The organism is Arthrobacter silviterrae, from assembly GCF_011045165.1.
Classification (GTDB): Bacteria; Actinomycetota; Actinomycetes; order Actinomycetales; family Micrococcaceae; genus Specibacter; species Specibacter silviterrae.
Window position 1 is genome coordinate 48,420 of the sequence record NZ_JAAKZI010000009.1, and the last position, 26,980, is coordinate 75,399.

General features: G+C 68.0%; 23 protein-coding genes and 1 riboswitch. Of the genes, 12 read left to right on the forward strand and 11 right to left on the reverse strand.

Translation table 11 applies throughout. The annotated features are described in order from the left end of the window. Positions 1-99 precede the first annotated feature (99 nt). Together G6N77_RS07180 and G6N77_RS07185 are read left to right on the forward strand one after the other, a co-directional pair. Entirely contained in the window at positions 100-1,569 is a 1,470-nt protein-coding gene (locus G6N77_RS07180; RefSeq protein ID WP_165181418.1) for an amino acid permease, read from the forward strand. Positions 1,570-1,572: 3 nt separating this feature from the next. Further along, positions 1,573-3,222 carry a flavin monoamine oxidase family protein gene (locus G6N77_RS07185; RefSeq protein ID WP_370875240.1) on the forward strand — a complete coding sequence of 550 codons (1,650 nt, stop codon included), beginning with the start codon at positions 1,573-1,575 and terminating at the stop codon, positions 3,220-3,222. Positions 3,223-3,323: 101 nt separating this feature from the next. Here the strand turns inward: G6N77_RS07185 and G6N77_RS07190 are convergent, their stop codons facing one another. The 8 genes from G6N77_RS07190 to purU form a co-directional block, all read right to left on the reverse strand. Continuing rightward, positions 3,324-4,388 carry a DUF2891 family protein gene (locus G6N77_RS07190; protein WP_240901757.1) on the reverse strand — a complete coding sequence of 355 codons (1,065 nt, stop codon included), beginning with the start codon at positions 4,386-4,388 and terminating at the stop codon, positions 3,324-3,326. A 68-nt stretch (positions 4,389-4,456) separates the two neighbouring features. After that, complete coding sequence (locus tag G6N77_RS07195; RefSeq protein ID WP_165181352.1) at positions 4,457-5,434, reverse strand: DUF979 domain-containing protein; 978 nt, start codon at positions 5,432-5,434, stop codon at positions 4,457-4,459. Next, a complete protein-coding gene (locus G6N77_RS07200; protein WP_165181353.1) occupies positions 5,431-6,156 on the reverse strand; it encodes a DUF969 domain-containing protein in 726 nt (241 codons plus the stop codon). Before G6N77_RS07200 ends, G6N77_RS07195 begins: the two co-directional genes overlap by 4 nt. A 181-nt stretch (positions 6,157-6,337) precedes the next feature. Further along, entirely contained in the window at positions 6,338-7,012 is a 675-nt protein-coding gene (locus tag G6N77_RS07205; RefSeq protein WP_165181354.1) for a GntR family transcriptional regulator, read from the reverse strand. 58 nt (positions 7,013-7,070) lie between these two features. After that, a complete protein-coding gene (locus tag G6N77_RS07210; protein WP_165181355.1) occupies positions 7,071-8,852 on the reverse strand; it encodes an acetyl/propionyl/methylcrotonyl-CoA carboxylase subunit alpha in 1,782 nt (593 codons plus the stop codon). Further along, on the reverse strand, positions 8,849-10,606 hold the full coding sequence (locus tag G6N77_RS07215; RefSeq protein ID WP_420867313.1) for a 5-oxoprolinase subunit B/C family protein: 1,758 nt from the start codon (positions 10,604-10,606) through the stop codon (positions 8,849-8,851). Before G6N77_RS07215 ends, G6N77_RS07210 begins: the two co-directional genes overlap by 4 nt. Next, entirely contained in the window at positions 10,603-11,361 is a 759-nt protein-coding gene (locus tag G6N77_RS07220; RefSeq protein WP_165181356.1) for a LamB/YcsF family protein, read from the reverse strand. Before G6N77_RS07220 ends, G6N77_RS07215 begins: the two co-directional genes overlap by 4 nt. Positions 11,362-11,823: 462 nt before the next feature. Next, positions 11,824-12,690: a formyltetrahydrofolate deformylase gene (gene purU / locus G6N77_RS07225; protein ID WP_165181422.1), complete on the reverse strand. Its 867-nt coding sequence runs from the start codon at positions 12,688-12,690 to the stop codon at positions 11,824-11,826. Positions 12,691-12,738: 48 nt separating this feature from the next. Further along, positions 12,739-12,827: riboswitch (ZMP/ZTP riboswitch) on the forward strand. Positions 12,828-13,003: 176 nt separating this feature from the next. Here purU and glyA point away from each other — a divergent pair. The 4 genes from glyA (at position 13,004) to G6N77_RS07245 (ending at position 17,209) form a co-directional block, all read left to right on the forward strand. Continuing rightward, entirely contained in the window at positions 13,004-14,290 is a 1,287-nt protein-coding gene (gene glyA / locus G6N77_RS07230; protein ID WP_165181357.1) for a serine hydroxymethyltransferase, read from the forward strand. 4 nt (positions 14,291-14,294) lie between these two features. Continuing rightward, complete coding sequence (locus tag G6N77_RS07235; protein WP_165181358.1) at positions 14,295-15,179, forward strand: bifunctional methylenetetrahydrofolate dehydrogenase/methenyltetrahydrofolate cyclohydrolase; 885 nt, start codon at positions 14,295-14,297, stop codon at positions 15,177-15,179. A gap of 153 nt (positions 15,180-15,332) precedes the next feature. Further along, positions 15,333-16,535: a sensor histidine kinase gene (locus G6N77_RS07240; RefSeq protein WP_165181359.1), complete on the forward strand. Its 1,203-nt coding sequence runs from the start codon at positions 15,333-15,335 to the stop codon at positions 16,533-16,535. Then, a complete protein-coding gene (locus tag G6N77_RS07245) occupies positions 16,532-17,209 on the forward strand; it encodes a response regulator (RefSeq protein ID WP_165181360.1) in 678 nt (225 codons plus the stop codon). The genes G6N77_RS07240 and G6N77_RS07245 overlap by 4 nt, the downstream gene beginning before the upstream one ends. On the opposite strand, the gene G6N77_RS07250 is transcribed toward G6N77_RS07245, so the two are convergent. Continuing rightward, positions 17,206-18,651, reverse strand: a complete 1,446-nt coding sequence (locus G6N77_RS07250) for an APC family permease (protein WP_165181361.1) — start codon at positions 18,649-18,651, stop codon at positions 17,206-17,208. The genes G6N77_RS07245 and G6N77_RS07250 overlap by 4 nt on opposite strands. Positions 18,652-18,917: 266 nt before the next feature. Between G6N77_RS07250 and G6N77_RS07255 the strand changes: the two genes are divergently transcribed. From G6N77_RS07255 to G6N77_RS07280, 6 genes are all read left to right on the forward strand, one after another. Next, positions 18,918-19,199, forward strand: a complete 282-nt coding sequence (locus G6N77_RS07255; protein WP_205678086.1) for an SHOCT domain-containing protein — start codon at positions 18,918-18,920, stop codon at positions 19,197-19,199. Between the two features lie 103 nt (positions 19,200-19,302). Continuing rightward, positions 19,303-19,914 (forward strand): hypothetical protein, encoded by a 612-nt coding sequence (locus G6N77_RS07260; RefSeq protein WP_165181362.1) that lies wholly within the window; start codon positions 19,303-19,305, stop codon positions 19,912-19,914. Between the two features lie 80 nt (positions 19,915-19,994). Further along, on the forward strand, positions 19,995-20,837 hold the full coding sequence (locus G6N77_RS07265; RefSeq protein ID WP_165181363.1) for an exodeoxyribonuclease III: 843 nt from the start codon (positions 19,995-19,997) through the stop codon (positions 20,835-20,837). Positions 20,838-20,853: 16 nt separating this feature from the next. Next, on the forward strand, positions 20,854-21,882 hold the full coding sequence (trpS, locus tag G6N77_RS07270; protein ID WP_165181364.1) for a tryptophan--tRNA ligase: 1,029 nt from the start codon (positions 20,854-20,856) through the stop codon (positions 21,880-21,882). A 2-nt stretch (positions 21,883-21,884) separates the two neighbouring features. Continuing rightward, positions 21,885-22,439, forward strand: coding sequence for a 2'-5' RNA ligase family protein (locus G6N77_RS07275; RefSeq protein ID WP_165181365.1), 555 nt, complete (start codon positions 21,885-21,887; stop codon positions 22,437-22,439). A 192-nt stretch (positions 22,440-22,631) separates the two neighbouring features. Next, positions 22,632-24,146: a S53 family peptidase gene (locus G6N77_RS07280; protein WP_165181366.1), complete on the forward strand. Its 1,515-nt coding sequence runs from the start codon at positions 22,632-22,634 to the stop codon at positions 24,144-24,146. Between the two features lie 225 nt (positions 24,147-24,371). Here the strand turns inward: G6N77_RS07280 and G6N77_RS07285 are convergent, their stop codons facing one another. Continuing rightward, a complete protein-coding gene (locus G6N77_RS07285) occupies positions 24,372-25,169 on the reverse strand; it encodes a succinate dehydrogenase iron-sulfur subunit (RefSeq protein ID WP_165181367.1) in 798 nt (265 codons plus the stop codon). Then, positions 25,169-26,968: a succinate dehydrogenase flavoprotein subunit gene (gene sdhA / locus G6N77_RS07290; protein WP_165181368.1), complete on the reverse strand. Its 1,800-nt coding sequence runs from the start codon at positions 26,966-26,968 to the stop codon at positions 25,169-25,171. Before sdhA ends, G6N77_RS07285 begins: the two co-directional genes overlap by 1 nt. Positions 26,969-26,980 lie beyond the last annotated feature (12 nt).

Here is a 26,980-nt window from a genome sequence, read left to right on the forward strand (position 1 = left end):
CGCGGGCCGCAAGGACGCGGGCCGCAAGGCGGCAACCATGGCGGCGGCCCCGCCGTCGGGCTTGGCACCCAGCTCATGCGGCGCAAGCCGCTGGGCCAGATGCTCCACGAAGCCGGCAACGGCACCGACGGCCGGAAGCTGGTGCGCAGCTTTGGCGTGCTGCAGCTGACCATGATCAGCGTGGGCGCCACCCTGGGCACCGGCATCCTGGTGATCCTGGGCGACTCCGTGCCGCTGGCCGGGCCCGCCGTCTTCATCTCCTTCCTCATCGCCGGCGTCGCGGCCCTGCTTTCGGCCGTGTCCTACGCGGAAATGGCCGGCATGGTCCCGGTCTCCGGCTCCAGCTACTCCTACACCTACGCCACCCTCGGCGAGGGCATGGCCTGGATTTGCGGCTGGTGCCTGGTGCTCGAATACGCGGTGTCCGTGGCAGCCGTGGCCGTGGGCGCGGGGCAGTACATCAACGAGGCCGTGGCCGGCTTCGGGTGGGCGCTGCCGGACTTCATCTCCCAGCCGCCGGGTTCGGGCGGATTCCTGAACCTGCCCGCCATGGCCATTGTGCTGCTGGCCATGTTCCTGCTGGTGCGCGGCGCCAAGGAAAGCGCCGTCATCAACACGGTGATCGTGTTCGTGAAAATCATCATCCTGCTCTTCTTCTGCGCCATCGCCTTCACCGCTTTCCAGGCCGGCAACTTCAGCCCGCTCATGCCGATGGGCGCCGCCGGCGTCTCCGCGGCAGCCTCACGCGTGTTCTTCTCCTACATCGGCTTCGACGCCGCCTCCACGGCCGGGGAGGAAGCCAAGAACCCGCAGCGCGACCTGCCCCGGGCCATCATGCTCTCCATGTTGATCGTGACCTCGCTGTACGTGCTGGTGGCTGTGGCCGCCGTGGGCGCCCGCCAGTGGACCTGGTTTGAGGGCACGCAGGCCGCCCTGGTGCAGATCCTGCTTGAAATCACGCACCAGCCGTGGATGGGCCTGGTGTTCTCCGTGGGCGCCGTGCTCGCCATCGCCTCCATCGTGCTGACCGTGCTCTACGGCCAGACCCGCATCCTGATGTCCATGTCCCGCGACGGCCTGGTCCCGGAAATCTTCGGCCGCATCTCAGCCAAGCGCGGCACCCCCGTGGCCGGCACCCTGATCGTGGGCATCGCCGTCGCCCTGACCGCGGGCCTGATCCCGCTGGGCGCGCTCGCCGACGCAACCAGCATCGGCACGCTCTTTGCTTTCGCGCTGGTCAACGTGGCCGTGATCTACCTGCGCCGCAATCGCCCTGACCTCAAGCGCAGCTACAAAGTGGCCTTCTACCCGGTCACCCCCATCCTGGGCTCGCTCATGTGCATCTACCTGATGGTCAACCTGGGCGGCGTCACCTGGATTGTCTTCGTTGCCTGGATGCTGGTGGGCCTGCTGGCGTACTTTGGCTACGGCCGCAAGCACTCCCGCGTGGCCGCCCTGACGGTTGCAGAGTACGACGAACTCTCCGCGCAGTCCCTGGAAACCACTGACATGTTCGACGCCGGGTCCCCGGCTGCCGCTTCCGCCGCACCCGAGGCAAAGGTACCGTAAGGCATGACCGAAGCCATCACCATGCTGAACCCCGATTTCCCGTTCAGCTACGACCACTACCTTGCGCACCCGGCCGGCCTGGGCAGCGTGCCCGCCGCAGCCTACGGGACGGAGGTTGCCGTGATCGGCGGCGGGCTCTCCGGGCTTGTCGCCGCGTACGAGCTCATGAAAATGGGGCTCAAGCCAGTCATCTTCGAGGCGGACCAGATCGGCGGGCGGCTGCGCACGGCCAGCTTCCCGGGCGCCCCGGACGTCACGGCCGACCTGGGCGGCATGCGCTTCCCCGTCTCCGGCCGCGCCTTCTACCATTATGTGGACCTGCTGGGCCTGTCCACCGAGGCGTTCCCCAACCCGCTCGCCGAGGCCACCTCCAGCACCGTGATCGAGCTGGCCGGGAAGCGGCACTACGCCACCACCGAGGCGGAACTGCCGGAATTCTTCCGCGAGGTGGCGCGGGCCTGGAAGGACGCCGTTAACGACGGCGCCGCGTTCTCGCAGATGCAGGACGCCATCCGGGCCAGGGACACCAGGCGCATCAAGGAACTGTGGAACGCACTGGTCCCGGAGCTGGACGAGGAAACGTTCTACGGCTTCATCGCCGGCTCCGCCTCGTTCCGGAAGGCAGGGTTCGGGCACCGGGAGGCCTTTGGCCAGGTGGGCTTTGGCACGGGCGGCTGGGACACCGACTTCCCGAATTCCATCCTGGAGATCCTGCGCGTGGTCTACACCGATGCGGACGACGGCCACCGCAGCATTTCAGGCGGGGCGCAGAGGCTCCCCGAGGCACTCTGGCGGGACACGCCGTCGGGCCTGGAATTTTGGCCCGAAGGCACCTCGCTGAGCTCGCTGCATGCAGGCTCCCCGCGCGGTGCCGTGGCGAAGATTGCCCGCGCCGGCGACGGTTCCCTCGAGATCACCGAACGGTGGGGGCGGGTGCAGCGCTTCGCGGCCGTGGTCAGCACCTGCCAGTCGTGGCTGCTGTCCACGCGCATCAACACGGAGGAATCGCTGTTTGCCGCGCCCATGTGGACGGCCATTGAGCGGTCGCACTACATGCAGTCGTCCAAGACTTTTGTCATGGTGGACCGGCCGTTTTGGAAGGACATTGACCCCGCCACGGGCCGCGAAACCATGTCCATGACGCTGACGGACCGGCTCAACCGCGCCACATACCTACTGGACAACGGCCCGGACAAGCCCGCCGTCATCCTGCTGTCCTACACCTGGAACGACGACGCGCTGAAGTGGCTGGCGCTCTCCGCCGAGGAACGCGTGGAGCTGATGTTGCATTCGCTGGCGCAGATCTACCCGGGCGTGGACATCGCGTCCCACATTGTGGGCGCGCCGATCACCGTTTCGTGGGAGGCAGACCCCAACTTCATGGGTGCCTTCAAGGCCAACCTGCCCGGGCACTACCGCTACCAGCAGCGCCTGTTCACGCACTTTGCGCAGGACGGGCTGCCGGATTCGCAGCGCGGCATCTTCCTGGCCGGCGACGACGTTTCCTGGACCGCGGGCTGGGCCGACGGCGCCGTCACCACGGCGCTGAACGCCGTCTGGGGCGTGGTGCGCCATCTGGGCGGCACGTCTGCCGAGGGGAATCCCGGGCCGGGCGAGCTTCTTCCGGAGATTGGCCCGATGTCCCTCGACTGACCCCCGGTGGGCGCGTTCGAGAATCGACAACCCCCCCCAACTGTGAGTCAGAAACTGCACGAAAACCCGTCGTTTTGGGCGAATTCCGTGCAGTTTCTGACTCACAGTTGAGGGTGGAGAGCGGCGGAGGCCAGGGCGTCCCAGGCGAAGCTGGCCAGCCAGTGGCTCGACATGAACTCTTCCGTCATTACGGAAGCCAGGCCCGGCTCGAGCAGCAGCGGCACGGCGGCGTCCACCACTGCGGCGAGCTGTCCGGCGTCGGGGCCGCCGTTTGCCCCGCCATGCCGGAGGGCCTGGCCGATGCGAATGAGCTGCCCGGCCCGGGTCAGGTTGAGCCCGTTCAGGTGGGCCAGGTAGCCGTCGGATTCGTCGGTGACCGAATACCTCGCCAGGATCCGCGAGTCCGGGCCAAGGTCCGGCAGGAAGGCGGCGAACCACTCGGCAAACGCCTCGGGAGCGAGCACCCGCGCCATGAGGTCGGCTTCGCTCAGCCCCGCGGAGAGGAAGTCCTGCCCGCTCATTTCCCACCCGCCGGGCCAGCCGGCGTCGTGCTTGAACCAGCGCAGCGCAGTCTGCTCGCACACACCAGCCGCCTTGTCGCGCCCCAGGGCGCGGAAGGCGTCGAGCAGGAGGCCCAAGCCGAAGGCCGCGTTGGTGTGCAGGCCGTGGCGGACCGGGAATTCCGCCTTCTCCGCCCAACCCGCCACAAGCCCGGCCACGATGTCCACCAGCGGATCGAGGGCGGCGCCCCACGCCTTGACCTGCGGATCGGCGGAAGCGGCCGCCGCCGCGGCGAGCCGCACCAGCCAGGCCCAGCCGTAGGGGCGCTCCCAACTGGGGTTGTTCAGCAGGTACGCGCCCTCAACGACCAGGTTTTCCGGCGTCAGGTTCGCAGCAAGGGCCGTGCGCAGCTGGGCGTCCAGGCCGGCGTCGAGCCCGTGGCCCAGCAGCGTCACGCCCAGCCAGCTCATGTGGACGCAGGAGTGCCAGTCGAAGGACGTGTAAAACGCGGGGTGCAGTTCCTGCGGGCTGGGCCTGTCCGCCAGTGACGTCTCCACATGGTGGGAAGCGTACGGGTAAGGCCGGGCCAGGTTGTCCAGGACGATCCCGGCGTAGTGGTTGGCCAGCGAATCCATGCGGGCGGCGGCGTCGGGGGCGGTGGTCATGGGCATCCTTCGGTGGTTATCTCGAACTTCGACGGGGCGACGGGGGGAGGGGGCGAGCGGGGGAGGGGCTAGGCGTGGGGGAAGGCGAGGAAGTACATCAGGGCGATGTTGACGAACAGGAGCGGCACGCCGGTGGCCACCTGGGCCGTGATGACGCCGTACTTGTTCTTCATTTCCAGCAGCGCGGACGGGACCAGGTTGAAGTTGGCCGCCATGGGCGTGCACAGGGTGCCGCAGAATCCGGCCAGCATGCCGATCGCAAACACGATGGCCGGCTGGCCGTGGAAGCCCTGCACCAGCACGGGCCAGCCGATGGCCGCCGTCATGATCGGGAACGCGGCAAAACCGTTGCCCATCAGCACCGTGAAGATGAACATGCCCACGCAGTAGACCACCACGGCGGCAATCAGGGAACCGTTCGGCAGCAAACCCTTGGCAAGCGTTCCGACGGCGGTCCCCACCCCGGCCTTCGTGAACAGGATGCCCAGGGTTGAGAGCATCTGGGGCAGCAGCGCGGCCCAGCCGATGGTTTCCAGGATGCGCCGGCCCTCCAGGACTGGGGCCAGCTTATTCTTCGGGCGCAGGATGGCGACACCGACGACGGCGGCAACCACGGCGCCGATGCCCAGGGCCACCAGCGTGGTGTGGGTGGGGTCGATGAGGGGCTTGGCGCCAATCTTGAGCACGGGTGCCAGCAGGACGACGGCGACTGTAACCACCGGCAGTGCCAAGGCGGGGATGAAGAGCTTGTTGCCGAACTTTCCGGCGAAGGCGGTCCGCTGTTCCTCCGTGGTGGTCTTGGCGCGGCCGTCGCCCAGCAGCCCCGTGCTGGCCAGGGCCACCAGAACCAGGACGGCGATGCCCAGCACCCAGGCCGGGGCGGTTTTCGCCTCAACGGCGGTGCCGTAGAAGAAGCACAGGCCAAGCAGCCCCCAGAAGGACGAGCTGCCCCAGCGGCGCGGGTGGGTTGCGTCACGGGCTATCAGGAATGCCCAGCCGACAAACAGCAGGCCAATGAGCCAGTAGATGGATTCGACGTTGATCATGCTGCTCCTCCGGCGGGGGCGGTGTGTGCGGCTGCGGACTCTTCGGCGCGGGCCTCCTGGACGGCCTTGTCCAGCTGGCGGTCAAGGCGCAGCAGGCGGAAGCCGTGGATCAGGAAGGCGCAGATGGCCGTGGGGATGGCCCAGATGGCCAGCTGCAGGGGCTCCAAGTGGAGCCCGTAGGTGGTGTCGACGAAGGTGGTGATCAGCAGAATGGAGCCGACGGCGACAAACACGTCCTCGCCAAAGAACACGCCGACATTGTCCGCCGCGGCACTGTGGCCCTTGATCTTCTCCCGCACCTTGTCCGGCACGGAGCCGTAGCGCCGCAGCGCAGCACCTTCGGCCATGGGGAAGACCAGCGGGCGGACCGTCTGGGCGTGACCGCCGATGCTGGTCAGGCCCACAGCGGCGGTGGCCTGGCGGATCAACAGGTAGCCGATGAGCACCCTGCCGGTGGTGAGCCGGGCCAGCTTGGAAATGAGCGCCTTGGCCTGTTCCTGCAGCCCGAACCGCTCGATCAGGCCGATGACAGGGAGCACCACCACGAAGATGGTGACGGAGCGGCTGCTGGAGAATCCGGAGCCGAAGGCGTTGAGGATCTGCAGAGGGGTCATGCCGCCCAGGAGCGCCGTGACGATGCCGGAAATGGTGACAACAAGGAGGGGGTTCAGGCGGATGGCGAAGCCAACAATCACCAGCAGGACCCCGATGAGTACAAGCATAATTATCCGTTCCTGCCGCGGCAGGAAGCCGGGCCGTTATGACGGGCGTAGTGGATCCGGTGGGCGTGCTGCCCGGGCCGGCCGGACGCCCGCCAAGGGTGGCGGCCGTCACTGTGAACTACATCATATGCTTTTGTTCAACAATCCTGCAAGTGTTTGTTGAACAATCCCGGAAAGGGTCTTAAGGGGCGACGGCGAACTGCTCCAGCAGCTCCGCCTCAGCGACGTCGAGGTAGCTGCGCAGCCTCTCGGCGGCCTCGGCCCGCTGCCCGGCGGCCAGCAGCTCGAGGAGTTCAGCATTGAGTTCCACGTAGCGGCTGTGGAAGCCCGGGGCGCTGCCCATGGCATGGAACACCAGCCGCATCTGCGCCAGCACCCGCGACATCACCTCCAGCAGCCCGGTGCTGCCCGTGCCCAGGATGAGAGCCTCGTGGAAACGCTGGTTGGCGGCGGCCATTTCCGGCACCGAGCTGCGCGCCTGGGCGTCCCGGGCCTCCGCCACCACCCGGCGGAGTTCCGCGATGTCCGGCCCGGGTCCCCAGAGGGCGGCCGCCGGCTCCAGGATGCGGCGCACGCTGTAAATCTCACGGATCTCCTCCGGCCCGGGGGAGGCGACAAACACTCCACGGTTCGGGATCCGCGTGACGATCAGCTCGCCGTCGAGCACGGTGAAGGCCTCGCGCAGGGTGTTGCGGGAAACGCCCAACGTGGCCGAGAGGGACTGTTCGGAGAGCTTGGTGCCGGGCACCAGCTGGCCCTCTGCGATGCGGCTGCGCAGCACCGAGGCCACCCATGCGCCCGTGTGGGCATGGGTGGCGGCGGATGGAAGGTCCCCGAGGGCGGCGTTCATTGGCATGGTTCCAATCTATCCAACCCGGCGGGCCATGCTGCGCACGGCAGCTATTCGATGGGGGCTATTCGATGCGGCACACTGCCTCGCCGCGCGCAATCTGCCCGCCCACGGTGTGGGGGCCGTGCACCACGGTGCCGGCACGGTGTGCCGTGACGGTTGATTCCATCTTCATCGCTTCAAGCACGACGACGGCGTCCCCGGCCGCGACGGTGGCCCCGTCGGCTGCCGCCCACTTCACGAGCCTGCCGGTCATGGGGGCCGCCAGTACCACGGCGTCGACGGCGGGGCCGCCGTCGTCCGTGGTGTCCGGGGTGCCGGCGCCGGAGATCCGGCCGGCGGTGCCGTCGTCGTCAAAAATCCCGCTGTTTCCGTTGCGCAGGCCGGCCAGCAGCCGCGCGGGCAGCCCGATCCGCAGCGCCTTTCCGTCCACGTCCACGGTCAGTTCCTCGCGCCGGCCATCCGGCTCGGCCCGGGCGATCTGGTCCGAGGCGGCCAGCGTGGCCGCGAACTCCGACTCGATCCAGGTGGTGTGCACGCCGAAGCGGCCCTCCGCGGTGAAGGCAGGGTCGCGGACCACGGCGCGGTGGAACGGCAGCACGGTGGGCAGGCCCGTGATGGCCATTTCGTCCAGGGCCACCCGGGCCCGGCGCAGGGCCTGGGCGCGGTCGGCGCCGTGGACAATGAGCTTGGCCAGCAGGGAGTCGTAGTCGCCGGGCACGGTGGAGCCGCTCCGGACGCCGGAATCGACGCGGATGCCGGACCCTGTGGGCGGCTCGAAGGCCGTGATGGTGCCGGGGCCGGGCAGGAAACCGCGGGCCGGGTCCTCGGCATTGAGGCGGAACTCAAAGGCGTGGCCCACAGCCGGCGGATCCTCCGTGAAGCTCAGCGGCTCCCCGGCGGCGATGCGGAACTGCTCGGCAACCAGGTCCACGCCGGTGGTTTCCTCCGTGATGGGGTGTTCCACCTGGAGGCGGGTGTTGACCTCCAGGAAGGAGACAGTGCCGTCATCGGCCACGAGGTACTCCACTGTGCCTGCGCCCTGGTAGCCGGCCTCCCGGCAGATGGCCTTGGCGGAGGCGTGGATGCTGGCCCGCTGGGCATCTCCGAGGAATGGCGCCGGGGCCTCCTCGACCAGTTTTTGGTGGCGGCGCTGGAGGGAGCAGTCCCGCGTGCCCACCACCACCACATTGCCGTGCTGGTCCGCCAGCACCTGGGCCTCCACATGGCGGGGGCGGTCCAGGAACCGCTCCACGAAGCATTCCCCGCGCCCAAACGCGACGGTTGCCTCGCGGACGGCGGATTCAAAGGCGTCGTCAATCTCGTCCAGGGTCCGGGCAATTTTCAGCCCGCGACCGCCCCCGCCGAACGCCGCCTTGATGGCGACGGGCAGGCCGAACTGCTCCGCGAACGCCCGGACCTCGGCGCCGGATCCCACGGGGCCGTCGCTGCCGGGCACCAGCGGGGCGCCGGCGCGGACGGCAATGTCGCGGGCCGTGACCTTGTTGCCCAGGTCCCGGATGGCCTGCGGCGGCGGCCCGATCCACGTCAGCCCGGCGTCGATCACGGCCTGGGCGAAATCCGCGTTCTCGGACAGGAAGCCGTAGCCGGGGTGGACGGCGTCGGCCCCGGAGCGGACGGCCACGTCAATGAGCTTTTCGATGTTCAGGTACGTGTCCGCACCGCTACGCCCGCCCAGCGCGTAGGCCTCGTCGGCCCGGCGCACGTGCAGGGCGTCGGCGTCGGGCTCGGAGTATACGGCAACGGACGCGAGCCCGGCATCGGCGCAGGCGCGGGCCACGCGGACGGCAATTTCGCCGCGGTTGGCAATCAGGACTTTCTTCATGAACGGGTTCCTTGGTGGCTCGGGGTGTCGGTGGGGGTGGCGGGGTTCGCGGGGACAAAGCGCACCCGGGTGCCTGGCGGCAGCTGCGCGGCGGCGGAGAGATCCTCCGGAACGACGGCGGCAATGACTGGGTAGCCGCCCGTGACCGGGTGGTCGGCCAAAAACAGCACGGGCAGCCCGGACGGCGGCACCTGCAGGGCCCCCCAGACCACGCCTTCACTGGCCAGCTCGCCGTCACGCAGCCGCGGAACGGGCATGCCGCCGTCGGCCAGTTCCAGGCGGATGCCAATCCGGTTCGAGGCGGCGCCCACCAGCCAGTCCTGCCCGGCCAGCGCCGCCATGCCCGCCCCGCCGAACCAGTCGTCCCGCGGGCCGGGCGTGATGCGGAGCGTGGCGGTGCCGGAGGCGGGCAGCGGGCGCAGGGTGGACGGCTCCGGTGAACCCACCACATGGGCGCCGCGGACGGGCCCCACGGGAATGCGGCTGCCGGGGGCCAGGGGGGCCGGGCCGATCCCCGACATCAGGTCAGTGGACCGGCTGCCCATCACCTTGGCCACCGCCGCACCGCCGCGCACGCCGAGGTAGCAGCGCAGCCCCTCCGTGGCGGGATCCAGCGTGAGCGTCTCGCCGTCCAGCAGCGCGAACGGGGCATCCTGTGCGGGATGGCGTTCGCTCCGGCTGGGGTCCGCCGGGGTGATGCGGAGCGCGGTCCGGGCGCCGGTCACGGCCAGGACCTGGTCGGATTCGGCCCGCAGGACCAGGGAACCCAGCAGATTTTCGACGACGGCGTCCCCTGCCTGGTTGCCCACCAGCCGGTTGGCCTGCCGGGCCGCCGAAGGGTCCGCGGCGCCTGCCGCAGACACTCCCAGATCGCCCAGGCCCGGCCTGCCCAGATCCTGGATGAGCGACTGCAGGCCGGCGCAGACCACCAGCAGGCTGCCCGCTTGCTGGCCTGTGGCTTCGGCTGTGGCTTCCGCGGTGCCGACCATTGCTTCCGCGGTGCCGGCCGGGGAGGTGCCGGCGTCGTGCTTGCTTGGGGTTGTTCCGGCGTGGAGGCGCAGGGCGGGGCGGGCCGGGATGAAGCGGACGCGGTCCTGGGGGCGGATGAGGGCCGGGCTTTCGCGCTCCAGCGACCAGAGGAGGGCGTCGGTGTGGCCTATCAGCTGCCAGCCGCCGGGGGACTGGCGCGGGTACACGGCGGAATAGTCGCCGGCGAGTGCCACGGCGCCGGCGGGCACGGCGGTGCGCGGGGTGCTGCGGCGGGGGACGTGCAGGGCCGTGTTTTCGCCCAGCAGGTACGCGAAGCCCGGGGCGAATCCGCCAAATGCCGCCCGCCAGGTCTGGCCTGTGTGCGCGGCGATGACGCCTTCCGGGCTCAGGCCCGTCAGTGCGGCAACTTCGGCGAGGTCGGCGCCGTCGTAGTTCACCTCGACCTCCACCAGCCGGCCTGTCCCTGTGGGGGCCGTGCCGAGGTCCAGTGCCCGGATGGCGGCGGCGGCCTTGCGGGCCGCATTGGGGGAGTCAAACTTGACCAGCACCGTGGCCGCCGCGGACAGGGCATCCAGCTGGCCGGGCAGGGGGGATTCCGCCAGCCGGGCCGCCAGGGCCAGCACGGCTTCAAGCGTGGAGAGCTCCACCAGGAGGGCGCGCGTGCCGGCGGGGCGGATGGCCGTGATGGTGCCGGTTTCCCGGATCGGTGCGGCCATGGCGGGGGCATTTGCCGCGCTCACGCTGGCGGGCATGCTGGCGTTCACGCAAAGCTCTTGATCTGCACGCCGGCATTTTCCAGTGCGGCGCGGACAGCTGCGGCCATGGCCACGGCGCCGGCGGTGTCGCCGTGGACGCAGATGCTCTCGGCCGGCATGGGGATGACGCTGCCGTCGATTGCCGTGACGGTGCCCTCGGTGGCCAGGCGGACCATGTTGGCGGCGACCTGCGCGGGATCGTGCAGCACGGCATTGGCCTCGCGGCGGGAGACCAGCGTTCCCTCCGGCGTGTAGTTGCGGTCCGCGAAGGCCTCCGCCACGGCGCGCAGCCCCTGCGCCCCCGCCTTGGCCAGGGCCACCGATCCGGGCAGGAGCAGGAGGGGAAGGTCCGTTCCGAACGCCTTGACAGCGTCGACCACGGCCTGGGCGTGCCCTTCGTGGTGGACGATCGTGTTGTAGAGCGCGCCGTGGGGCTTGACGTACTTGATGGTGGCCCCGGCGGCCCCTGCCAGGGCGGACAGGGCGCCGAGCTGGTACAGGACGTCGTCGGCGAGTTCGGTGGGGGAGCAGTCCAGGAAGCGGCGGCCAAATCCGGCCAGGTCCCGGTATCCCACGTGTGCCCCGATGGTGACGCCGGCGGCCACGGCGTCGCGGCACGTTTGGGCAATGGTGCTCGGGTCCCCGGCATGGAATCCGCAGGCTACGTTGGCGCTGGAGACGGAGGTGAAGATGGCGGCGTCGTCGCCCATGGTCCAGTTCCCGAACGATTCGCCGACGTCGGAATTGAGGTCAATGTAAGGCATGTGTGATCCCCGTCTCGTGATGTGGTTCTCCAAGCATGCCCTACTTCTGTAGATTGTTCAACAATCTTGGCCGGCGAATTTGGCGGGGTGCCGGCGCGCGCCAACGTTCAGCAGCCGTCACGGCGCCCGTCACCAATGCCTGGTGCCCAGCCCGACGGCGGCACTTCTCGCGGGGGCCAAACTCGTGGCGGGTTTTGCCCCGGGTGCACTGGGGGCCAAACTCGTGGCGGGTTTTGCCCCAGCGGAAACTCCCGGGCAACTCGTTTTAGTCGAAAACCACCGTGCGGTGGCCGTCGAGGAGCACGCGGTGCTCGGCGTGCGGCCAGACGGCAGGTGAAGCCGGGGGCGCACCGACGCAGTGCCGTTCCAAACTGTGTGTCAGAAACTGCATGGAATTCCCCGTTTTTGGGTGAATTCCATGCAGTTTCTGACACACAGTTGCCGGAGGGAGGGTGACAGGTGTTAGTCGAAGACGACCGTGCGGTGGCCGTCGAGGAGGACGCGGTGCTCGGCGTGCCATTGCACGGCCTGGGCCAGCGTGCGGGCCTCCACTGCGCGGCCCATGGAGACGAACTTTTCCACGGAGTGACCGTGGTCCACGCGGATCACTTCCTGCTCAATGATGGGGCCCTCATCCAGTGCGGCCGTCACGTAGTGGGCGGTGGCGCCGATGATCTTCACGCCACGCGCGTGGGCCTGGTGGTACGGCTTGGCACCCTTGAAGGACGGCAGGAACGAATGGTGGATGTTGATCGCCCGGCCCTCGAGGTGGCGGCACAGCGTGTCGGAAAGGACCTGCATGTAGCGGGCCAGGACCACCAGCTCCACGTCAAGGCGCGTCACCAGCTCCAGCAGCTGGTCCTCCGCGTGGGCCTTCGTTTCCGGGGTGACCGGGATGTAGTAAAACGGGATGCCGTAGAAGTCCGCCAACGGTTCCAGGTCCCGGTGGTTGGAGACGATGGCCGGAATCTCAATGGGCAGGGTGCCGGAGCGCTGGAGGAACAGCAGGTCATTGATGCAGTGCGCGGCCTTGGAGGCCAGGATCAGTGTGCGCACCGGCGCCCCGGCCCGGTGCAGCTGCCAATTGAGCGCAAACTGGCCCGCCACAGAGTCCAGGTGCTCGCGGAGGCGGGTGAACGTCGTCGTGGTTTCCACAGCCACCCGCATGAAGAAGGTGCCGGTGTCCGGATTGCCGTACTGCTGGGAGTCGGTGATGTTGCAGCCGGCCTCCAACAGTGCGCCCGCCACGGCATGGACAATGCCGGGCCGGTCGGCGCAGGACAGCGTGAGGACAAATCCGTTGGAGGCATGCTGGGTGCGGGAGTTCAGTTCAGTCACCCGTTCAACGTTACCGGCACCGGGGGGCCTGTACTACAATTAAGGCGTTGCGACTGGCGATGAGGTGGGACACCACCGGGGAGCAGCACTGTGGTTGGACCTGCGGATCGTACGCCTGGGACGCGGGGTCATGAACGCCGATTGAAAGATTGGCGGTGTACATGTCCTTGCCTGTGCCACTTAACACACATGTGCTTGACGTCGCTGCACTTCACACTGCGAAGCGGCCTGCGCCTGGGACGCGTACACCGGATAATCTGGCCTAGATAAAGATTTTTCGTGTTGTCCATCCAGGAGCCTTGACGTGTCTTTTACCCCCACCCAGTCCGTGACCAATGCCCCGCTCTCCGAGCTGGACCCTGAGATTGCCGCCGTCCTCAAGGACGAGTTGGGCCGCCAGCGTGACACGCTGGAAATGATCGCCAGCGAAAACTTCGCCCCCCGCGCCGTCCTGGAAGCCCAGGGCTCCGTGCTGACCAACAAGTACGCCGAAGGCTACCCGGGACGCCGCTACTACGGCGGCTGCGAGTATGTGGACGTGGCCGAAAACCTGGCCATCCAGCGCGTGAAGGACCTGTTCGGCGCCGAATACGCCAACGTCCAGCCGCACTCCGGCGCCCAGGCCAACGCCGCCGCCCTTGCCGCCATGATCAAGCCCGGCGAAAAGATCCTCGGCCTGTCACTGGCCCACGGCGGGCACCTGACCCACGGCATGAAGCTGAACTTCTCCGGAAAGCTGTACGACGTCGCCGCCTACCAGGTGGAGGCCGACACCTTCCGCATCGACATGGACAAGCTGCGCGAGCAGGCCATCGCCGAAAAGCCGCAGGTCATCATTGCCGGCTGGTCCGCCTACCCCCGGCACCTCGACTTTGAGGCGTTCCGCTCCATCGCCGACGAGGTTGGCGCGCTGCTCTGGACGGACATGGCGCACTTCGCCGGGCTGGTGGCCGCCGGCCTGCACCCGAGCCCGGTGCCGTACTCCGACGTCGTGACTTCCACGGTCCACAAGACCCTCTCCGGACCGCGCTCCGGCGTAATCCTGGCCAAGCAGGAATGGGCCAAGAAGCTCAACTCCGCCGTGTTCCCCGGACAGCAGGGCGGCCCGCTCATGCACGTCATCGCAGCCAAGGCCGTGGCGTTCAAGGTGGCCGCGGGCCAGGAATTCAAGGAGCGCCAGGCTCGCGTCCTGGAAGGCGCCAAGATCATCGCCGAGCGCCTCAACGCGGCTGACGTCTCCGAGGCCGGCGTGTCCGTGCTGACCGGCGGCACCGACGTCCACCTGGTGCTGGTGGACCTGCGCAACTCGCTGCTGGACGGCCAGCAGGCCGAGGACCTCCTGCACTCCGTGGGCATCACGGTCAACCGCAACGCCGTCCCGTTCGACCCCCGCCCCCCGATGGTCACCTCCGGCCTGCGCATCGGCACCCCCGCACTGGCCACCCGCGGCTTCGGCGCAACGGAATTCACCGAGGTGGCCGAGATCATCGCCTCCGCGCTGAAGGGCAACGCCGACGTCGAAGCCCTCGCCGCCCGCGTGAAGAAGCTCGCCGCCGACTTCCCGCTGTACCCCGGCCAGGAGCAGTGGTAACCGCATGACCGAGGTACAAACCGCACAAATCCTGGACGGCAAGGCCACGGCTGCAGCGATCAAGGCAGAGTTGAAGGAACGCGTCTCCGCCTTGGCCGCCCGCGGCATCACGCCCGGCCTGGGCACCATTCTGGTGGGTTCGGACCCGGGCTCGCAGTGGTACGTGGCCGGCAAGCACAAGGACTGTGCTGAGGTGGGCATCAACTCCATCCGCATTGACCTGCCGGAAACTGCCACCCAGGAGGAGGTGCTCGACGCCGTCCGCCGGCTCAACGCCGATCCCGCCTGCACCGGCTACATTGTCCAGCTGCCCCTGCCTGCGCACGTGGACCAGGACGTGGTGCTGGAAGCCATTGACCCCGCCAAGGACGCCGACGGCCTGCACCCGATGAACCTGGGCCGCCTGGTGGCCAACGTCAACCGGCCCATGGTTTCCCCCCTGCCGTGCACGCCCAAGGGCTGCGTGGAGCTGCTGCTGCGCCACGGGATCGACCTCAACGGCAAGAAGGTCCTGGTGGTGGGCCGCGGCGTGACGATCGGCCGGCCCGTGGGCCTGCTGCTCACCCGCCGCGACATCAATGCGACAGTCACGCTGGCCCACACCGGCACACGGGACCTGGCCGCGGAACTGCGGCAGGCCGACGTCGTTATTGCCGCCGCCGGCCAGCCGCACATGGTCAAGGCTGCGGACTTGAAGCCGGGCGCCATAGTGCTCGACGTCGGCGTGTCCCGCGTGGATGACGGCAGCGGCAAGGCTGTTGTCACCGGTGACGTGGAGCCCGCCGCCGCTTCCGTGGCGAGCTGGATTTCCCCGAACCCGGGCGGCGTGGGCCCCATGACCCGCGCCATGCTGCTGGCCAATGTGGTGGAGGCCGCCGAGCGAGCCTGACGCACGCCAAGGCAGTGGGATGACGACGGCGGAACGCAAGGTTCCGCCGTCGTCCTCTGTTTTGTGTGCAAGGGCCCGTACTCCCAGCGGAGTACGGGCCCGTGCGCGCCCGGGGTGATGTGCGCCGGCGGGGTGCCGGGATACGCTCAAGCCATGACAGGAGCGCGCCGCAGACGGCCCATGGCGGCAGTGGCCGTGCTGGCAGCCGTGATCCAGCTGGCGGGCACGCATTTCGCGGCGTCGCGCCAGCCGGGTTCCCACCTGGACTGGCTGGGCTACCTGTTGCTGCTGGCCGGCCCGGCGCTGCTGCTGCTGTGGCGGCGCGCACCCGAGGTGATGCTGGCCGGTGCCGTGGCAGTGGCCGCCGGCTACCTGGCACTGGGCTACCCGTGGGGGCCCGTGCCGCTGTCCATGGCGCTGGCCCTGGTGCTGGCAACGGCCCGGCGGCGGCGCGTCTTCAGCTGGTCCGTGGCGGGGGCCCTGGTCGTGGCGGCATTTGCCTGGGCTGCGGTCCACGGCGGCGAACTGGACCTGGTCAGGGCCGCGGCCGTATCCGCCTGGCTGGTGATCATGGTGCTGCTGGGCGAGGGCCTGCGGCTGCGGTGGGAGCGCAGCGCCGAACGCCGGGCCCGCGCGCAGGCCGCCAGGCAGCGCGCGGAGGACGAATACCGCCTTGCGCTGGCCCGGGACATCCATGACGTGGTGGCGCACTCGCTGTCCATGATCAATGTGCGCGCTTCCGTGGCACTGCACCTGGCCGACCGCGATCCCGGGGAGCTCCGCCCGGCCCTCGAGGCGATCAAGTCGGCCAGCAAGGAGTCCCTGGAGCAGGTCCGCGAGCTGCTTGGCGTGCTGCGCCAGGACGCCCCCCGCCAGCCCGGCCTCACGCTGGACTCGCTGCCCGCCCTGGTGGAGGACGCCCGCCAGGGCGGCCTTGACGCCACGCTGAAGTACGACGGCGACCCCTCCGCCCTGCGCGCCGGCCTCGGCCCCGAGCGGGAGGCCGTGCTGTACCGGGTGGTCCAGGAGGCGGTGGTGAATGCTGTCCGGCATTCCGGGGCCGCGGCGGTGGCGGTGCGGATCGGCCCCGCCGCGGGCGGGGTGCTGGCGGTTGCCATTGACGACGACGGGACCGGCCGGCAGGGCGCGCCCGAGGGCAACGGGCTGCGCGGAATGCACGAACGCCTCGCGGGGATCGGCGGATCCGTGGACCTCGTGGAGCTGCATCCGGGGCTGGGCGTGCACGCGACAATCCCGCTGGACGCCGCGCCCGGCAGTGCTGAGACTGGCAGTGCTGTGCGCGGCCCCGCGGAGACCGGCACCGCCGCAGAATCCACCCGGGAGGACACGCCATGATCCGCATTCTCATCGCGGACGACCAAACGCTCATCCGTGCCGGCTTCCGAGCCCTCCTCAACGCCGAACCGGACATGGAGATCACGGGGGAGGCCGGCACTGGGGAAGAGACCGTCCGGCTGGCCCGGCAGCTCAGGCCCGACGTCATTCTCATGGACATCCGCATGCCCGGCGGCGACGGCCTGGCCGCGAGTGCCGCCATCCTGGCCGACCCCATGCTTGCCGGCACCCACATCATCATCCTGACCACCTTTGAGCTGGATGACTACATAGCGGAGGCCGTCCGCGTTGGCGCGGCCGGGTTCCTGGTCAAGGACACCGAGCCGGAGGAGCTGATCCGTGCGGTCCGTGTAGTGCACGACGGCGACGCCCTCCTGTCGCCGTCGGTCACCCGCCGCCTCATGGCGGCCATGGCCAGGGTGTCCAGGGAACCGGTGCCAGTGCCTGAACTGGGGTTGATCACCGGGAGGGAACGCGAGGTGCTGGCCCTGGTGGGGGAGGGCCTGAACAATGCCGAGATTGCGGCCCGGCTGTTCATCACCCCGCTGACCGCCAAGACGCACGTGTCCCGGATCATGACAAAGCTGGACGCGCGCGACCGCGTCCAGCTTGTTGTCATTGCCTATGAGTCCGGGCTGGTGCGCCCGGGTTGGAACGTCCCGCCTGCGCCCTAGGAGACGTTGAGCGGGCGCCGGGTGAAGTAGCTGCTGCCCTTGCGCCAGTAGTACGCCATGGGGATCAGGCCCAAGGCCAGGGTCCCGAGGCCAATGGCCACCACCACGCCGCCCAGGGTGGGGATGGAGACCACGAAGATCCAGCCCATGAAGATGGCGCCGACCCCTGGCCACAGCCCGATGAAGATGAAGTTCTTCCAGGACTTGAAGATCAGCTTGCGGTAGGCCACCACCACGGCCAGGGCGGCCAGGCAGTAGTAAAACGCGATCTGCAGGCCAATGGAGCTGATGGCGGCGGACAGGATGTCCCCGATGCTTCCGATGAAGTTGGAGCCGATGAACAGGACCAGCGAAACGCAGGCCACCACCACGGTGGCAAACGCCGGGGTGCGCCACTTGGCGTGGGACTTGCCGAAGGCCGCCGGAAGCGTCTTGTCGCGGCCCATGGCAAACAGCGAGCGGGTGACCTGGATCAGCGTTGTCTCCAGGGTGGCAATGGTGGAAAGCATGACGGCGACGATCAGGATCTTGCCGCCAATGCCCGGCCAGATGACTTCGCCGAGTGCGCCGAGCACGTTGCCGCTGTTCGCCTCAATGTCAGCTGCCGGCAGCATGACGTTGATGCCGATCGTGAAGACCTCGAAGAGCAGGAAGACAATGACCACGCCGATGATGCCGCCCAGGCCGGAATTCTTGTGGCCGTTTTCGGTTTCCTCATTCAGGTTGGCGCTGACATCCCAGCCCCAGTAGTAGAAGGCTGCGATCAACGCCGCGGCCACAAACCCGCCGGTGCCCTGGAAGTGGCCGAAGCCGAACCAGTCCCAGGAGAAGGACGGGCCGGCATGTGCGCCCGTGGCGGCCTTGATGATGGCCACGAGGGCAAAGACCACCAGGATGACCACCTCGATGGAGGACATGATCCACTGCGCCCGGGCGGTGAGGGTGGCCCCAAGCATCACACACACCACCATGACAAGGAACCAGATGGCACCGATGCCCGTGGACAGCGGCACGTTGTTGGCGTTTTCCGGGCTGAACAATGCCAGCGTCATGGAGCCTGCCGGCAGGGAGCCGGCCACCATGAAGATGGTGGCGGAGATGACCAGGGCCCAGCCGCACAGGAATCCGAGCGCAGGGTGGAGGGCCCGTCCCACCCAGGAATAGGCTGCTCCGGCGTTGACTTCCGCCTTGCCCAGGTAGGCAAAGGCGACGGCGATGCCGACCATGGGAATGCCGCACCACAGCAGGGCCGCCGGGCTGGCGAGGCCGGCAGCGGCGATGAGGGCCGCCGTCGTCGCGGCGATGGAGTAGGCCGGGGCGCTGCCGGCCACTGCCATCACCACGGAACCGGCGGCGGAGATGGCGCCCGACTGGAGCTTGTGTTCGCCGTCGGGGTTTGAAACCGGTCCCGGCAGTTGGGGTGTTGCGGTGGAGTTGCTCATGGGGGCGTTTCCTTTGGGGCTTTGCGGAGGGGAGCTCCACGTCACTAAATGAACTTGATTCATTTAGTATGTGACCTGAGCCACCCCCAGACAATAGCCGCGGGAAAATAATTTCAGTTTTCTTTTCCGGGTGGCCCCGCACCGCCTCCCGGGGGAGTACCCCGGCCGGCCAAAGAGCCTCCCTGCGGCAGACGCAGTAGAGCGTCCATGACGGAAGAGTTGAAACACAGCCGAAGGACGGCTGGCACCAACCGTAAGGACGCATCATGATTGCAGCACTGAGCACGCCGGCCGCGCTCGCAGCCCAGGCCATGGACCATGGATGGGGCTGGGGCGGAGGCCCTTGGTTCCTGATTTTCCCGCTCTTTTGGCTCGTGGTGATTGGGCTGTTCATCTTCTTTGTCCCGCGCCGCCTGCGCCGCAGCCGCGAATGGCACCAGAGCCAGGGTGCCGAATCCGTGCTCCGCGAACGCTATGCGCGCGGGGAGGTGGATGAGACCGAATACCGCCAACGCCTCGAAGTGCTCCGCAGCCAGCTGGGCAAGTAGCGCGGCGGCCCGGCGGTCGGCGGCCCGGCATTTTTCCGGCCCGGGCCGTTCGCCGCTGGTGGAAGGAGCCCGCGGACTGCCCGGCGTTTGAGAGAATGGGGGCATGACTTCTCTTGGAACCGGCAAAACGGGCAAACCCGGCAAGTTCACCGGCCTGGGCACTGTGGTGCTGGCCATCGTCTTTCTGGTGGCCATGGTGTTCGCGGCGAACAACAGCACCGTCCTGGGCTGGGTCATTGCCGTGATCGCGTTTGGCTGGCTGGTCCTGTCCACGCTGGTCTACATCGGCGTGCACAGGGCCGCAGCGTTTGGCGCCCGCCAGGTGAAGCTGGTCCAGGCCGAGATGGCCCAGCGCAACAGTGCCGGCGGCCCGGCCGGCGGCGGCACCACGCTGGTGTCCGACGACGGCGGCACGCGTCAGGCGGCCAAGGCCCGGGAGCTGAAGCTGGACCATTCCTTCAAGATCATCAGCGTCCAGGTGGGCGTGGTCAACGAATACCAGGGCAAGGACCAGGGCATGGTGGAGCGGGCCCTGGAAACCATTGACATCACGGCCCGCAACGGCCGGGGCATGATCAACCCGAACTGGGAGGCCCAGGAAGCGAAGATGGACGCCGCCATGGCCCGCAAGGACGCTGACCGGGCCGCCCAGCCCAAGCCAAGCGCAACGGAACCCGACGATGGCGAGGCCGTGTCCGGCGTCGTGCTTGACTAGCGGCCGCCGGCCAAAAGCCAAAGCCCGGCACCGGGCACCATGAACCCTGCGGACCACCGGAAACGGGTAAGGTTGAACAAGTGAGCAACGCTACTGAAAATGGCCGTCTGAGGATTGCCAGCGTCAATGTCAATGGCATACGTGCCGCCTACAAGAACGGCATGGCGGACTGGCTGGCAGCCCGCGATGTGGACATCCTGTGCCTGCAGGAAGTTCGCGCGCCCGACGCCATCGTGGAGGGCTTCCTCGCCACGGACTGGCACCTGGTGCACGCCGAAGCCGAGGCCAAGGGTCGCGCCGGCGTGCTCATCGCCACCCGCAAGGACCACCTGGAACCGGCAGCCACCCGCGTGGGCATTGGCGAGGAATACTTCGCCACCACGGGCCGCTGGGTCGAGGCCGACTATGCACTCAAGGGCTCCGACGGCACGGACACCACCCTGACGGTGGTCAGCGCCTACGTGCATTCGGGCGAGGCCGGCACGCCGAAGCAGGACGACAAGTACCGCTTCCTGGACACGATGATCGCCCGGCTGCCGCAGCTGGCCGCAGCGAGCGACCACGCCCTGGTGGTGGGCGACCTCAACGTGGGCCACACCACCCTGGACATCAAGAACTGGAAGGGCAACGTGAAGCGCGCCGGCTTCCTGCCCGAGGAACGCGCCTACTTTGACAGGTTCTTCGGCACGGAAATCGGCTGGAAGGACGTAGCCCGGGAACTGGCCGGCGAAGTGGAGGGCCCGTACACCTGGTGGTCCAACCGCGGACAGGCCTTCACCAACGACACCGGCTGGCGCATCGACTACCACATGGCCACCCCGGCCCTGGCGGCACGCGCCACGCAGGCCGTGGTGGACCGTGCCGACTCCTACGAGTCACGCTTCTCCGACCACGCCCCCCTGGTTGTCGACTACACGTTCTAAGGATTTTTTGCCCTCCATGAGTGAGACCACCCTGCGCCCCCGCGTCCTTTCCGGCATGCAGCCCTCCGGCGATTCCCTGCACCTGGGCAACTACCTGGGGGCCCTGGTCAACTGGGTCAAGACCCAGGACGACTACCAGGCCCTCTTCTTCATCCCGGACATGCACGCCATCACCGTCACACAGGATCCCGAGGAACTGCGCCGGCGCACGCGCAAAACGGCGGCCCAGTACATTGCCGGCGGCATCGACGTGGAGAAGTCAACGCTGTTTGTGCAGTCGCACGTGCCCGAACACGCGCAGCTGGCCTGGGTGCTCAATTGCATCACCGGTTTTGGCGAGGCATCAAGGATGACCCAGTTCAAGGACAAGAGCGCCAAGGGCGGGCAGGACATGGCCAGCGTGGGACTGTTCACCTACCCTGTGCTCATGGCTGCGGACATTCTGCTGTACCGGCCGCAGGGTGTGCCCGTGGGCGACGACCAGCGCCAGCACGTGGAACTGGCCCGCGACCTGGCCAAGCGCTTCAACCACCGCTTTGGCGACACCTTCACCGTGCCGGAGGCGTTCATCCAGAAGGAGGGCGCCCGCATTTATGACCTGCAAAATCCGACGGCGAAAATGTCCAAGTCCGCGTCCGGCCCCAACGGTCTCATCAACCTGCTGGACGACCCCAAGGTCACGGCGAAGCGGATCAAGTCGGCCGTCACCGACACGGGCACCGTCATTGCCCACGACCGCGAAAACAAGCCGGGCGTGAGCAACCTGCTGGAAATCCTGTCCACCCTGACCGGCAAGGCTGTGCCCACGCTGGTGGAGGAGTACGAAGGAAAAATGTACGGACACCTGAAGGTGGACGTGGCGGACGCCGTCGTGTCCCGGATCGAACCCATCCGGAAGCGGACGCTGGAACTGCTGGATGATCCGGCCGAGCTGGACGCGCTGCTGGCCCACGGCGCCGCAAAGGCCCGCGAAATTGCCGCCGTCACCCTGGCGGACGTCTACGCCAAGGTGGGCTTCCTGCCGCCCGTGGGAACGGCGGCCTAACCATGCCCGGCATCGGCCAAAGCGGGGCAAGTCCGGCGCCCAGCCCCGAAAGCCTGGGGGTCATCATCTCCATGCCCCCGGCCCTTGCCGAGGAATTGGGGCAGTGGCGCGAAACATTTGCCGGGTCCGGCGCCAGCGCAGTTCCCGCCCACATTACGCTGGTCTCGGGGCGCGCCAAGGGGTCCTGGGCGGAAGCCGCCGAACATGTGCGTACCATTGCCCGGGAAGCCAGCCCGTTCACTATCTCCCTGCGCGGCACGGGCACCTTTGCCCCCGTCTCCGACGTCGTTTTCCTCAAGCTCGACGCCGGCGTGGAAGAGTGCGTGGACCTGCACGCCAGGCTGCTGGACGGGCCGCTGGAACACCTGGTCGAATTCGGCTTCCACCCGCACCTGACCATCGCCCATGACCTTGACCAGCCGGCCATGGAGCGGGCGGAGACGGCGCTGGCGGACTTCGGCGCCGAGCTGGAAGTCTCCAGCATCGGCTTGTACGACTACTCACACGGCGGCTGGGCCCTGCGCGAGGAACTGCCCCTCGGCGGCGGACTGTCCTGACGGAGCCTTGAAGTGGAGCACCGTGGTGACCCGGCGGCGCGCCACTTCACAGTGGGGCGGGCCAAATAAATGTTGACGCGGGGCCCTTTTCGGTAGTAAACCTGTGATGGCTTTCGGCCCGTTTGGGGGACCGTGCCAGGACGGCAACGATGCTGCCCGTGAAGGCCTTTCGCAAGCTGTACGGAGGTTAACATGAGATCTCGTACCGGAAAATCATTCCTGTCCCTGGCCGGGGGTGCAGCACTTGTTGCTGCGGCCTGCATGGCCGGCGTCCCCACGGCGTCGCCGCCCGGGGGCGCCGTTCCCGACGTCCACCCCGCGGTCAGCGACTTTGTCCAGATCAACAGCTCCGCCACCCCGCCCACGGAAGCCCAGTGCAATTCCGTCGGGCGGCGCTGCTTTACACCGCAGTCCACCCGGGCGGCCTACAATGTGGGCCCGCTGTATGCGGCGGGCAACGACGGAACGGGCATCACCATCGCAGTTGTGGACTCCTATGGCAGTGACACCATGGCCCACGACCTGCACGTCTACGACCAGGCATTCAACCTGCCCGCCATGTGCGGCGAGGAAGCAGTCACCTGCACGGCGGGCATGCCCACGTTCAGCGTGCTGCATCTGCAAGGCTCGCCCGCCACCAAGGCGCCGCCGTCGCAAAGCAGGGGCACGGCCCAGAAGGACAAGGCCGCGTGGGCGCTGGAAGTGGCGCTCGACGTCGAAACAGCCCACGCCATGGCGCCGGGGGCCAACATCCTGCTCGTGGCCACCCCCACCGCCGAGACCCTTGGCGTCAACGGCCTGCCGCAGATGATGGCCGCAGAGCAGTACGTGGTGGACCACCACCTGGCCCAGGTCATCTCGCAGAGCTTTGCCACCACGGAGGAGGCCTTTGGCAGCCCGCAATCGCTGCTGAACCTTCGCCACGCGTTCATTTCCGCGTCCCAGAACGGCGTCACCGTGCTGGGCTCCTCGGGCGACGGCGGCACGGCGAACCCGAACAAGGCACCCGTCGGCGGCCCGAACTCGCTGCCAACCTTCCCCTACCCGACAGTCCAGTGGCCGGCCTCTGATCCGCTGGTGACAGGCGTCGGCGGCACCTACCTGTGCACCGACCCGACGGCTGTGTCGGGGCGGACGGTGGACAGCGCCAGCCCGCCGGCATCATGCCAGCGGAATCCCGGCCAGGCCGAAGTTGGCTGGATTGGTGCAGGCGGCGGCTTCAGCCACGTGTTTGCCCGCCCGGACTACCAGTCGGCACTGCCGGCCGGTAGCACGGCCATTGGCAGCATGCGCGGCGTCCCTGACATTGCGCTGCAGGCCAGCGCCGGGACAGGCGCCCTGGTCTACCTGTCGCTCCCGCCGGACGGACTGGGCGGGCTGATGTGCGGCGCCACGCCGTGCAGCACCGGCTGGTACGACATTGGCGGCACCTCGCTGTCCTGCCCGCAGTGGGCCGGGCTGGTGGCCATCGCGGCCCAGATGAACGGCGGCGGGCTGGGACTGATCAATCCGGCGCTGTACAAGCTGGGCGCCAACCCCGCGGCCTACGCCAATGACTTCTTTGACGTGACCACGGGCAACAACCAGACCGATCCATCGGTTCCGGGCTACCCGGCAACCACAGGCTGGGATCCCGTGACCGGGCTGGGCACCCCGAATGCGGCGGCCCTGCTGCCGGACCTGGTGGCGGCCGTGCGCGCCGGGTGACCGGCCGCGCCTGAAGTACGACGGCGGCAGGTCACGTTCTAGCGGAACCCCGCCTCCCGCCGTCGTCCGGGGCAAAACTCGGTGCGGGTTTGGCCCCCGGTGCACCCGGGGCAAAACTGGAAGCGAGTTTTGCCCCACGGTGAAGTCACGCAACTGGAATCTTGGCCCCGCAGCAAAAAAGGCGCCGCCCCACACGGGAGCGGCGCCTTTTTGCAAGCGGTGGAACTAGACCTGGCGGGCCAGGATGGCCTGCTTGACCTCGGCGATGGCCTGCGTGACCTGGATGCCGCGCGGGCATGCCTCGGTGCAGTTGAAGGTGGTGCGGCAGCGCCACACGCCTTCCTTGTCGTTGAGGATTTCCAGGCGCATGTCGCCGGCGTCGTCGCGCGAATCAAAGATAAAGCGGTGCGCGTTGACAATGGCGGCCGGGCCGAAGTACTGGCCGTCCGTCCAGAACACGGGGCAGGAGGACGTGCACGCAGCGCACAGGATGCACTTGGTGGTGTCGTCGAAGCGGGCGCGCTCCTCGGCGGACTGCAGGCGCTCCTTGGACGGCTCATGGCTGCGGTTGATCAGGAAGGGCATGATCTCGCGGTAGGACTGGAAGAAGGGCTCCATGTCCACAATGAGGTCCTTCTCAACCGGCAGGCCCTTGAGTGCCTCGACGGTGATGGGCTTGGTGGTGTCCAAGTCCTTCAGGAGCGTCTTGCAGGCCAGGCGGTTGCGGCCGTTGATGCGCATGGCATCGGAGCCGCACACACCGTGCGCGCAGGAGCGGCGGAACGACAGCGAGCCGTCCTGCTCCCACTTGACCTTGTGCAGTGCGTCCAGCACGCGGTCGGTGCCGTACATCGTCATGGTGAAGTCTTCCCACTTCGACTCCTCCGAGAACTCGGGGTCGTAACGGCGCACGCGCAGGGTGATGTCGAAGGTGGGGATTTCCCCGCCGCCACCGAGGTGTGCGGGCAGTTCGATCTTGGACAGCGGCTCGGGAGCAGTTTCTGCAGTTTCCACGGGGCTCATTAGTACTTCCTCACCATCGGCTGGTAACGCGTGACGACAACTGGCTTGGTGCCCAACCGGATGCCGGCAATGTGCTCCTCGGAGCTCTCCGACGTCACGGCCGCATCCTTGTACGCCATTGAGTGCTTCATGAACTTCTCGTCATCACGGTCCGGGAAGTCTTCACGGTAGTGTCCGCCACGGGATTCCTGGCGGTGGAGGGCGGCAACTGTCATGACCTTGGCCAGTTCCAGCAGGAAGCCCAGTTCCACGGCCTCGAGCAGGTCAAGGTTGAAGCGCTTGCCCTTGTCCTGGACGGTGATGCGGGAGTACCGCTCCTCGAACGTGGCGATGTCCGCCAGCACGCGGTCAATGGACTCGGCCGTGCGGAACACCTGCATGTTGGCGTCCATGGTGTTCTGCAGGTCCTTGCGGATGGCAGCCACCTTTTCGCCGCCGTCGGACGTGCGGACGTGGTCCAGCAGGGCCTGCGTGTCGGCCTCCGGGTTGGCCGGAAGATCGATGAACTCGGCGCCCTTGGCGTATTCGGCGGCAGCCACGCCGGCACGCTTGCCGAAGACGTTGATGTCCAGCAGCGAGTTGGTGCCCAGGCGGTTGGAGCCGTGCACGGACACGCAGGCCACTTCACCGGCAGCGTACAGGCCGGGGATGATGGTGTCGTTGTCCTGCAGGACTTCGGTGGCAATGTTCGTGGGAACGCCGCCCATGGCGTAGTGGGCCGTGGGAAACACCGGGACGGGTTCCGTGTACGGTTCCACGCCGAGGTAGGTGCGGGCGAACTCGGTGATGTCCGGGAGCTTGGCGTCAATGTGCGCCGGCTCCAGGTGCGTCAGGTCCAGCAGCACGTAGTCCTTGTTGGGGCCACAGCCGCGGCCTTCCCGGACTTCGTTGGCCATGGAGCGGGCCACGATGTCGCGCGGGGCCAGGTCCTTGATGGTGGGGGCGTAGCGCTCCATGAAGCGCTCACCTTCCGAGTTGCGCAGGATCGCGCCTTCGCCGCGGGCGGCCTCGGAAAGCAGGATGCCCAGCCCGGCAAGGCCTGTCGGGTGGAACTGGAAGAACTCCATGTCCTCCAGCGGGATGCCCTTGCGGAAAGCGATGCCCATGCCGTCGCCGGTGAGGGTGTGGGCGTTGGAGGTGGTCTTGAAGACCTTGCCCGCGCCGCCGGTGGCCAGGATCACGGACTTGGCCTGGAAGACGTGCAGTTCGCCGGTGGCCAGGTCATAGGAGACCACGCCGGCAATCCGCTTCTGCTTGTAGGGCGTGCCGTCCTCGCGGGTGGCATCCTCTTCAACCGTCAGCAGGTCCAGGACGTAGTACTCGTTGTAGAACTCAACGTTGTGCTTGACGCAGTTTTGGTACAGCGTCTGCAGGATCATGTGGCCGGTGCGGTCGGCGGCGTAACAGGAACGGCGCACGGGTGCCTTGCCGTGGTCGCGGGTGTGCCCGCCGAAGCGGCGCTGGTCGATGCGGCCCTCGGGCGTGCGGTTGAACGGCAGGCCCATCTTTTCCAGGTCGATGACGGCGTCGATGGCCTCCTTGGCCATGACCTCGGCGGCGTCCTGGTCCACCAGGTAGTCGCCGCCCTTGACGGTGTCAAAGGTGTGCCATTCCCAGTTGTCTTCCTCCACGTTCGCCAGGGCGGCGCACATGCCGCCCTGGGCGGCACCCGTGTGGGAGCGGGTGGGGTAGAGCTTGGTCAGTACGGCCGTGCGGGCGCGCTGACCGGATTCGATGGCGGCACGCATGCCTGCTCCACCGGCCCCGACGATGATGACGTCGTATTTGTGGACCTGCATACTGGATGCTCT